This is a genomic window from Prosthecochloris sp. (genome assembly GCA_015482705.2).
In the GTDB taxonomy this organism is placed as follows: Bacteria; Bacteroidota; Chlorobiia; order Chlorobiales; family Chlorobiaceae; genus Prosthecochloris.
The window spans coordinates 25527-35309 of record JADMLA020000007.1 but is presented as its reverse complement, the minus strand read 5'-3'; the positions used below and the strand labels follow the sequence as shown (position 1 = coordinate 35309).

Sequence of the window (9783 nt, the reverse complement as noted above, 5' to 3'; positions counted from 1 at the left end):
GTCCGGCGTCGTTCCCATCCAGAGGTAAAAACCTCCCGACACCAGCGTCGTCAACACGATCAGGAGAGTCGTGAATATTCCTTGTTTCATAGCATGAATATATTTTTAAACATATTGTGGATATACTACCGACTGCGGAAGATGAACATGACTGATTACGGGAAGTATACAAATAAAAACAACTGCGAAAAACCGTTTTTCAACCTCAACCGATAAGCATTTTTACAGTATTGTCGAGAAATTTAGAAAAAATGAAAGTTTCAGGAAAAATCTTTTTTCTCTGGTCGATATTTTCTTAACCGTCCGCATAAATAAAAACACGATACGAATGACCGACGATTGCGAATTGCTGTTTTTCACACTATCATATGATCAAAAGCATCGAGCAAACCAAAAAGATAGGAAAGCTGAAAAACGCGATACAAACAATTCCACAAAAGCATACCGCATCGTTCAATGATTCCGCAGAACAAAATTGACGAAATACGAGAAAGCTGCGATATCGTCGATGTGATATCGGATTATGTGAAACTCCGGCCCTCCGGTAGAAACTTCAAGGCACTTTCACCTTTCACCAAGGAAAAAACACCCTCGTTCGTCGTCTCTCCTGATAAGCAGATCTACAAGTGTTTTTCAAGCGGAAAAGGAGGAAACGTCTTTACCTTCATCATGGAAATGGAAAAGGTCTCTTTCCCTGAAGCAGTGGAAATAGGTGCCAAACGTTGCGGTGTGGATATCAGCAGCTATGTGAAAGGTCAGGCAACTCCCGGTCCAGCCGAGCAAACCGCCCACGAAACGCTCAAGTGGGCGGCAAGGCTTTTCAACCGGCTGCTTAATTCCTCAGATGGGAAAACGGGACTCGGCTACCTTGTGACCAAAAGAGGTCTAACCCCCAAAACCATAACAACATTCGGCCTTGGCTATGCGCCCGACCAGTGGGAGTACCTGCTTTCTCATGCAAAACGCGCTAAAATACCGCTCGAACATCTCGTTTCGACAGGCATTGTTTATCACAACGCGAAAAAAAACTCTTACTACGACTACTTCCGTAACCGGATCATGTTTCCAATTTTTTCCATAGGCGGCCAGGTCATCGGTTTCGGTGGAAGAACGCTGAGCAACGATAAAGATACTCCTAAATACCTCAATTCACCCGAAAGTAGAGTCTTCGACAAATCCAAAGTCCTCTATGGTCTGCATACAGCGAAAGAAACTATTCGCAAAGAGGCCTTGGCTATTCTTGTAGAAGGTTATATGGATGTGCTGGCCCTTCATCAGGCCGACCTCTGTAACGCAGTAGCATCCTGCGGAACGGCACTGACCCGTGAACAGGCAAAAATATTGCGACGATACACCGAAGACGTGCTCTTTGTTTATGACGGCGACGAAGCCGGGTTAAAATCAATGCTTTCAGGGATTGATATCCTTGTAGGATCGGGTCTTACACCTTGGATAGCATCCCTCCCGAAAGGTGAAGATCCGGATAGTCTTATAAGAAAAAATGGGAAAGAAGGGTTTTTGCAGTTCGTAGAAAGTTCGAGAGAATCGTTTACCGATTTTCAAATCTCCTTTTATCGCAAGCTCGGTTTTTTCGAACAACCGGAGAAAAAATCACATGCTGTCCATGAAATGCTCAAAACAGTCGCACTTGTTCCCGACACTGCCCGCAAAGAATTTTACCTGCAGGAACTCGAACAAAAAGTCGGCATCAGCGTAGCGGTTCTCAAGGAAATTATGGCTGAGGCCAAACCCATGAAGCGCAGTGTAAAACGATCTGAGTATGAAAAGGAAATTGCAGACAAAAGCACCGTAAATAATTCATCGCTTTCGGTGCTTGAAAAAACATTCATCAAAGCATTGCTCGAAAGCACATGGTATGGAAACGAAGTACTCGAGTTTTGTGCTTCTCATGAAGCACTCCTGAAACTATCCAATCCGCTGGCAACCCATATACTCCAACACCTTATCAAACGATACCGGGAAAAACAGAGCGTTCCTGACAGCTACCTTGACATCACAACGGAAATAAGCTCGATATCGCTTCCTGAAGCTCGCGACCTCGCTTCGGGCCTCTTGATAGATCCGCCGGTGAGCAAACGTTGGTACGAATCATTCGACGAGCAGCAGCAAAAAGCAAAACGGTGTTTGACTGCCTTTCTCGATTCAGTGAGAAGTCTTATCCTGGAAGATTTCCGAGAAAAAAGAAAGCGGGTAACCGAAAAATTACACACTGCCCCCGACCTCGATATGGAAAAAAAACTTGCAGCCGAACTCAACATTCTGCGTAAGGAAGAACAGACAACCGAAGCAGAGGTCAATAAGATGATCAAGATCATCCTGCAAAGCCATTGAGATGATCTTGCAAAACCAGGCTCCGTCGCTTGAAAAAAACACATCAGTGTAACTAAATCGTATTACTTGTGCATTTTATTTCTTATAATATTATCATAAAATCACTTTCAACCCCCAACCAGTGATCCCCTATGCTTTCCGAATTCATACATTCACACATGTTTTTCGAGCTTATGACGTTCCTCTCGATATACCTTTTGGCCGGCCTCCTGTGGCTCACATTCAGGCGCAGGTAACAACCAACCGTAATGCTTTCATTTCACCTCACCTGTTGCGCAACGAAGTAATCACGTATACACCATATAAAAGAAGATTCACGGCGATCACCAATACCCCGAGAAAATATTGTATCTCCGGTGTAAGACCTGCCGGATAAACAACTGGAAGAAGATAGTGCCCGATAAACCCTCCTTCGTAACCGGTTCCCTCTGCTGTATGTCGAAGATAGTTTTCAAGGGGAGTCAAAGGACAGATCCACCCTTCCCACTCGATCAGCACAGCCCAGACAACAGCAGGAAGATGGAACCATATGACCCAGCGTTTCAAAAAGAACAATAGTCCACCTGCCATCACAAAGATGATAAACAAGAGATGGAAAGCCACAACGACATCCGCAGCGATTTCGTAGACCATGATTTCTCAGATAAGCGCGTGACGAGTTGGGAGGGATAGCATTCGACACCGAGAAGCACCGTAGGGGCGAAAAATTTTTCGCCCCTACGGGATCATCGGCAGGTATCTCACATGAACGAGCATCCCGACATGTCGCTCTAAAATTCAACAAACAAACAATTCAACAGTCTTCCGAATTCCAGCTTCTCATTCATGGAGTAGGGCCAAAATCATTGAGAGGTAATGCCCCGCACATCGCCTTGACATCCTCTCTTACCTGCACACAAACTTTTTCTGCCCGGTCACTGTTAGCTGCGCTGATAACCCTGTCGATCAATCCTACAATGGTTTCCGCGTGTGATTCGTTCATCCCTCTTGTCGTCATAGCCGGTGTTCCGATACGGATACCGCTTGTCACAAAAGGAGACTTATCATCGAAAGGCACCATATTTTTATTGACTGTAATACCTGCTTTATGCAGAAGGTTTTCCGCGACCTTTCCGGTAACATCCTTGTTGCGCAGATCGATCAGCATAAGATGGTTTTTTGTTCCACCGCTGACAATGTGGTAATCGAGACCGATAAACTTGTCAGCCATAACAGCCGCATTTTTACGAACCTGTACTGCATAGTCATGAAACTCGGGCCGCAAGGCTTCACCGAAAGCGACACCTTTGGCAGCGATAATATGCATAAGCGGTCCCCCCTGAATTCCGGGCATGATCTCTGCGTCGATCACCTCGGACATCATTTTGGTACGTACTCCGCTCTTCGTCTTGACCGTGATTCCAAGGGGGTTTTCGAAGTCCTGACCCATCATGATCATGCCACCCCGAGGCCCCCGAAGGGTTTTATGGGTTGTCGTTGTCACAAAATGACAGTGCGGTATGGGATCGTTCAACAAACCCGAAGCAATCAGGCCTGCCGGATGAGCGATATCGGCCATGAGAAAAGCCCCTACCTTATCGGCAACACTTCTGAACGCTTTGAAATCAAATCCCTGGGAATAGGCACTCGCTCCGCAGATGATAAGCTTCGGACGAACCTGAAGAGCCATTTCCTCGATCTTGTTCATATCGATGCAACCTGTCGCCCTGTCCACCCCATAAGTATGAGCCTCAAAAAACTGACCCGAAAAATTGACCTTGCTGCCATGAGTCAAATGGCCGCCGTGCGACAGATCGAGTCCCATAATCTTGTCACCGGGCTTCAATACAGCAAAAAGCACCCCCATGTTCGCACTCGAACCCGAATGCGGCTGGACATTGACATACTCGCAACCGAACAGTTTTTTCGCACGTTCCCTGGCGAGGTTTTCCGCAACATCGACATACTCACAACCCCCGTAATACCTTTTGCCTGGATATCCTTCGGCATACTTGTTTGTCATGACCGAACCGCAAGCTTCCATAACGGCACGGCTTGCAAAATTCTCAGATGCAATCAGTTCGAGAGTTTCCGTCTGGCGGCGAACTTCACCGCTTATCGCATCAAAAATCTCATTATCCTGTTTCTGAAGGACCTCCATGTTCATATGCTGTTTATTCTCCTTGTTGTATAGTGGTTAACGGTTAGAGATTATCGATTGATTTCCTTGCATCATGACATCAAGGTCAAAAGACAAAAAAGTGATAAGCAACGACTCTGCACATCAAGGGATCGGCAATCCACAACCTCCAATACAGTATTCTTGCCTATTGACCTCAGCTCATCATTTATGCTGATGATCGTTTTCCGACGAACAAATGCAGGAACATGAGATCATATGCCCCATTTTATCCCGTTTGGTCTCGAGATACACCTGATTGACTGGATTCGGAGCTATCTCGATCGGCACCCTTTCGACTATTTCGAGTCCATACCCCTCGAGCCCTATGATCTTTTTCGGATTGTTGGTCATCAGGCGCATGTTCTTCACTCCGAGATCCTGGAGGATTTGCGCCCCGATACCATAATCCCTGAGGTCGGCCTTGAAGCCGAGTTTTTCATTGGCTTCCACCGTATCGAAACCTTCATCCTGAAGATTATACGCTTTCAATTTGTTGATAAGACCGATGCCGCGCCCTTCCTGCATCAGATAGACCAAAACACCTCTGCCTTCCTTTTCAATCTGCTGCATGGCGGCGGCGAGCTGGTTTCCGCAGTCGCAACGTAACGAAGCGAAAACATCACCGGTAGCACACTGAGAATGGACACGCACAAGAACCGGCTCGTCAGTATCTACGTCACCTTTCACAAAAGCAAGATTGTTCTGCTGCTTGTCATCACAACAAGTCCCGTATGCAATCAGCCTGAACTCTCCGTGCTTCGTCGGCAGTCTTGTTTCTACAGAGCGGGAAACCAGTTTCTTGCGCTTCATCTGGTACGCAACAAGATCCTTTATGGTAATCAGCTTCAACCCGAACTTCTCTTTGATCTTCAGCAGTTCGGGAAGCCTCGCCATACTCCCGTCATCATGCAGGATTTCACAGAGAAGCCCCGCAGGTGAACATCCTGCAAGTTCGGCAAGATCAACCGCAGCTTCTGTGTGGCCGACTCTTCTGAGAACACCGCCATCCATTGCACGTAAAGGGAAAATATGCCCCGGCCTTGAAAAATCATCCGCATGAGAATCGGGATCACCCAGCATTTTTATCGTCATATACCGGTCGTATGCGGAAATACCGGTTGTCACCCCTTCGGCGAGGGCATCGACCGATACGGTAAAATTGGTTTCATGCTGAGAAGTGTTTCGTTGAACCATCGGATCGAGCTGCAGTTCTTTCGAGCGTTCCATAGTCACTGCAACACAGAGCAAACCTCTTGCCTCTTTGGTGATGAAGTTCACCATTTCCGGTGTTACTTTCTCAGCAGCCGCTATAAAATCACCTTCATCCTCACGGTCCTCATCATCGATAACAATAACAAGCTTTCCTGCCTTTATATCATCGATTGCCGACTCAATTGAATCAATCTTTGACTGTTCCATACTGATATATCCCAAATGTTAATGATCCCTGTATTGATACTAAACCGGCACTCCAAAACAGATGCAGTTTCAACCCGGACGAAATGATGGAATGCAGTAGCAAAAACAGGTGACCCGAAACTCCGTATAACGTACTGTAATGTAAAAAATCTTCGGATACAAACCCCCTCTTTGATAACCCTTTGCATTTTTGTATACTTCACGGATTTTCGATTACCAGGGTATTTTTCTTATCTTTTTTTATCAGTTCCAGCTTTTCCTGTAAGCTACGTAAAACTCATCGACACTGCATGACCACAGCAGCTTCAGATCTGTCCGAAGAAGTCCTCAGCCTGACCGGCAAATTATCCAGAGAGCATCTGTTAAAGGCAAAAGAACACGGTTTTTCCGACTGTCAACTTGCCTATATCTTCAATGTTTCCGATCAGGACATCCGAAACCTGAGAAAACACTATGGTCTTGACTCTGTGTTCAAGACTGTTGACACCTGCGCAGCCGAATTCGACGCAAAAACACCCTATCATTACTCGACATACGACGATGAAAACGAGTCTGTTCGTTCTGATCGAAAAAAAGTGGTGATACTGGGAGGCGGTCCGAACCGTATCGGGCAAGGGATAGAATTCGATTATTGTTGCGTTCAAGCTGTTTTTGCACTCAGGGAAGCCGGTTATGAATCGATCATGATCAACTGCAACCCTGAAACCGTTTCTACCGACTACGACATCGCAGACAAGCTGTATTTCGAACCACTTACGTTCGAAGACACCATTCGTATTCTCGAGCATGAACAGCCCCTTGGCGTCATTGTAAGTTTTGGAGGTCAGACACCGCTGAAACTTTCCACAAAACTCGAAGAAGCGGGAGTGGCGATCCTCGGCACCTCGTCCAAAGGCATCGATCTTGCTGAAGACCGAAAAAAATTCGGGGCGCTTCTCCGCAAGCTCGATATCCCTCATCCGGATTACGATACCGCGGTATCGTTTGAAGAAGCACAGGAAATTACCGGCAGAATCGGTTATCCTGTCCTGGTAAGACCCAGCTATGTCCTTGGAGGACGAGCGATGAAAATCATCTACAGTGATGACTCACTCAAGGAATATGTCGATCAGGCATTGTTCATCTCGGAGAAATATCCGCTGTTGATCGATCGCTTTCTTGAAACTGCGGTTGAATTCGATATCGATGCGCTCGCGGATAGTACGGACTGCGTTGTCAGCGGTATGATGCAGCATGTCGAAGCCGCCGGTATACACAGCGGGGACTCGACCTCCATTCTTCCCTACCATAACATCGATCCGTCTGTTATCGAAACCATGAAAGAGTATACACGCAGGCTTGCCGAAAGCCTGAATGTGGTTGGATTGATGAACGTTCAGTATGCTGTTCAGAACAACAAGGTGTATGTCATCGAAGTCAATCCCAGAGCAAGCCGTACCGTTCCATTCGTTGGGAAAGCGACCGCTGTTCCGCTCGTAAAAATCGCAACACGGGTCATGCTGGGAGAAAAGCTCTCGGACCTTCGCAAGGAATACCGCCTGGCTGACTGCGACGAACTCGGCATGAGCCATCTTGCCATCAAGGAGCCGGTCTTTCCTTTCTCGAAATTCCTGAAGTCCGGAGTCTATCTCGGTCCTGAAATGCGCTCAACGGGGGAAGCAATGAGCCTTGCATACGACTTTCCCGAAGCTTTCGCAAAAGCATACCAGGCAGCGAACATGGAGCTTCCGACATCCGGATCGGTGTTCATCAGTGTAAACAATCATGACAAAGACGAAAGAATCATCAATATCGCAAAAGAACTTTACGATATTGGATTCGACCTCATAGCCACGGCAGGAACGCAACAGTTTCTTGCCGAAAACGGTATTGAATGTAAAAAAGTGTTCAAAGTCGGTGAAGAAGGACGACCAAATGTCTTTGACACGATCAGGCTCGGCAAAATCGACCTTGTCATCAATACCCCTCTGGGCGAAAGAGCGCTGCATGACGAGGAAGCTATCGGGGCGGCATCGGTCATGAACGGTGTTCCCTTTGTCACCACCATCGAAGCTGCCGAAGCGTCCGTGCAAGCAATTGCATGCCTTCGTCAACAGGAGTTTGGCGTTAAAAGTCTGCAGGAATACGCCGCTTACCGGCAGGCATAGAGATTCCCGAGAAACTCCAGAGTCATAGCATAAATCGCCGGCTCCGAGCTTGATCTCGGGCCGGCGATATTCACTATCTCGATATTGTTGTTTGCCAACCAGTCAAAAACCTCCCGTTCTTTCCCGAAACCTCCCGATCCAGCTGTAAAGACCGGCTTTCCCAGTTTTCGGGCGACCTCACAGGTATAGAGAGCACCTCCTGTCAGCTCAAGGCTGAAGATAACCAACGTGCCGTCGGAATCTCTCACATTCCATTCGGTCCGCTGATTATACTCTTTTCGAGGCGTTTCGTGCAGGAGGTATCTTTCATCCAGTTTTCCATCCTCCGCCAGCCTCCCTTTCGGGCACCACCCACCGTGCTCGATTTCGTGCGCCAAAGCAAAATCCAGGGCAGCCCGATCGACACCGGTCTGTCCGCCAGAAACAATTTTCCTGAACATTGAACAGCAATTCTATACAACTATGCTCAAGGTTTCTCCCATTCGGCTCACCTCATAAACCTTCAACGGTCCTTTTCCAGGGCCTTCGACCAAAGCACCATCATAGTTGAATGTTGAAGTTCCGATACTGCAGCACTGAACTGTTTTTGTTCCGGGAACAGGATCGAGAGCACGCTTTCCATGAGTGCATCTGTTTTCGAAAGCGTGATACTCACCATCATCACCATGCACAACAAGAACAGGAATATCAACCCCTTCTCCCTCGATCCTAATGGCGGAGCCTTTACTGCTAAGCTCGGACATCATGGTGAGGTCAATAGTGATTTTTCCATCTTCCTTTTTCCAACTTTGCTCCTGCAGAGGCTTGGGAGTCGCACAGATACCGAACAAACGCTGGAAAAAATTTCTATCGAGTTTTTTTACGGTCATTTTTATCGTAATTGAAGGTTGACATTGTACACCGAAACATTGAAATTTACATTAACGAAACTGTCATGCCAACTCACCTTTTTCCCATGGATGCATCATTATCTGAACTTCTCGACCTTTCTATAGTTCACGAAATCAATATAAGCCGCCTTTACACGCTGTTTCACGATCTCTTCGAGGAAGACGAAGAGTTCTGGTGGCAGCTTTCGATCGAAGAACGAAACCATGCAGCACTTCTGCGTAACGAAAAAAACATTCAAAAACCTTCCGGTCTCCTCCCGGAAAACCTGCTGACTTCCGATCTCAAGGCGCTGCAATCCTCAAATGACGAACTCGAAACGCTTATCGCCGAGTACAACACCAGCCCTCCTTCGCGTCAGGTCGCTTTTCAAACAGCGTATGATCTCGAACAATCTGTTGGAGAAATCCATTACCAGGAGTTCATGAACAGCAAATCCTGCTCCCTTTCCGACGAATTGTTCAAACAGCTCAACCTCGAAGACAAGGATCATGCCGACCGCATACAATCCTACATGCTGGAGCACGACATCCCCTTTCGAGAAAAAGACTGAACTGAAACATATTGTGACTGTGCGTCGCTCCTTTTCTGAAAACGCATAATAACTCGATATCGGCACCAAACCGCCGCCAATGTTCCTTTTTCAAAAAACCTATTTGTATTTAGTCCATTTAAATCAATATATTTTCTCTCGAACATGCTGTCATATTTTTATACAGCGATAATAACAATCATTCTGGAACAAGGCCTGCCGCAATGAAAGACGGGCAACACGATAGCATCTGAAACCAAAAGTAAACCACACCGGAAAATGCA

At 46.8% G+C, this 9783-nt stretch carries 8 protein-coding genes and 1 pseudogene; 3 read left to right on the top strand and 6 right to left on the bottom strand.

What is annotated here, in order from left to right:
- Positions 1-90, bottom strand: a pseudogene (locus QZ209_RS00960) (MotA/TolQ/ExbB proton channel family protein); the annotation flags it as partial.
- Positions 91-456: 366 nt separating this feature from the next.
- On the opposite strand from QZ209_RS00960, the gene dnaG reads away from it, so the two are divergent.
- The gene (dnaG, locus tag QZ209_RS00955) at positions 457-2352 is read left to right on the top strand and encodes a DNA primase (protein ID WP_294343597.1); all 1896 of its coding nucleotides are present in this window, start codon (positions 457-459) and stop codon (positions 2350-2352) included.
- A 264-nt stretch (positions 2353-2616) separates the two neighbouring features.
- On the opposite strand, the gene QZ209_RS00950 is transcribed toward dnaG, so the two are convergent.
- The 3 genes from QZ209_RS00950 to QZ209_RS00940 all read right to left on the bottom strand — a co-directional run bounded on the left by QZ209_RS00950 (position 2617) and on the right by QZ209_RS00940 (position 5932).
- Positions 2617-2985, bottom strand: a complete 369-nt coding sequence (locus QZ209_RS00950; protein ID WP_294343595.1) for a DUF2784 domain-containing protein — start codon at positions 2983-2985, stop codon at positions 2617-2619.
- A gap of 190 nt (positions 2986-3175) precedes the next feature.
- Entirely contained in the window at positions 3176-4498 is a 1323-nt protein-coding gene (gene glyA, locus QZ209_RS00945; protein WP_294343592.1) for a serine hydroxymethyltransferase, read from the bottom strand.
- A gap of 177 nt (positions 4499-4675) precedes the next feature.
- The gene (locus QZ209_RS00940; protein WP_294343589.1) at positions 4676-5932 is read right to left on the bottom strand and encodes a bifunctional 3,4-dihydroxy-2-butanone-4-phosphate synthase/GTP cyclohydrolase II; all 1257 of its coding nucleotides are present in this window, start codon (positions 5930-5932) and stop codon (positions 4676-4678) included.
- A 290-nt stretch (positions 5933-6222) separates the two neighbouring features.
- On the opposite strand from QZ209_RS00940, the gene carB reads away from it, so the two are divergent.
- Positions 6223-8079: a carbamoyl-phosphate synthase large subunit gene (gene carB / locus QZ209_RS00935; protein WP_294343583.1), complete on the top strand. Its 1857-nt coding sequence runs from the start codon at positions 6223-6225 to the stop codon at positions 8077-8079.
- Here the strand turns inward: carB and QZ209_RS00930 are convergent.
- Both QZ209_RS00930 and QZ209_RS00925 read right to left on the bottom strand, forming a co-directional pair.
- Positions 8064-8519, bottom strand: a complete 456-nt coding sequence (locus QZ209_RS00930) for a putative molybdenum carrier protein (protein ID WP_294343581.1) — start codon at positions 8517-8519, stop codon at positions 8064-8066. The two genes, carB and QZ209_RS00930, sit on opposite strands and share 16 nt — an antisense overlap.
- A gap of 12 nt (positions 8520-8531) precedes the next feature.
- Positions 8532-8948, bottom strand: coding sequence for a Rieske (2Fe-2S) protein (locus tag QZ209_RS00925; protein WP_294343577.1), 417 nt, complete (start codon positions 8946-8948; stop codon positions 8532-8534).
- Positions 8949-9013: 65 nt separating this feature from the next.
- Here QZ209_RS00925 and QZ209_RS00920 point away from each other — a divergent pair, with 65 nt between their 5' ends.
- Positions 9014-9520, top strand: a complete 507-nt coding sequence (locus tag QZ209_RS00920) for a rubrerythrin family protein (RefSeq protein WP_294343573.1) — start codon at positions 9014-9016, stop codon at positions 9518-9520.
- Positions 9521-9783 lie beyond the last annotated feature (263 nt).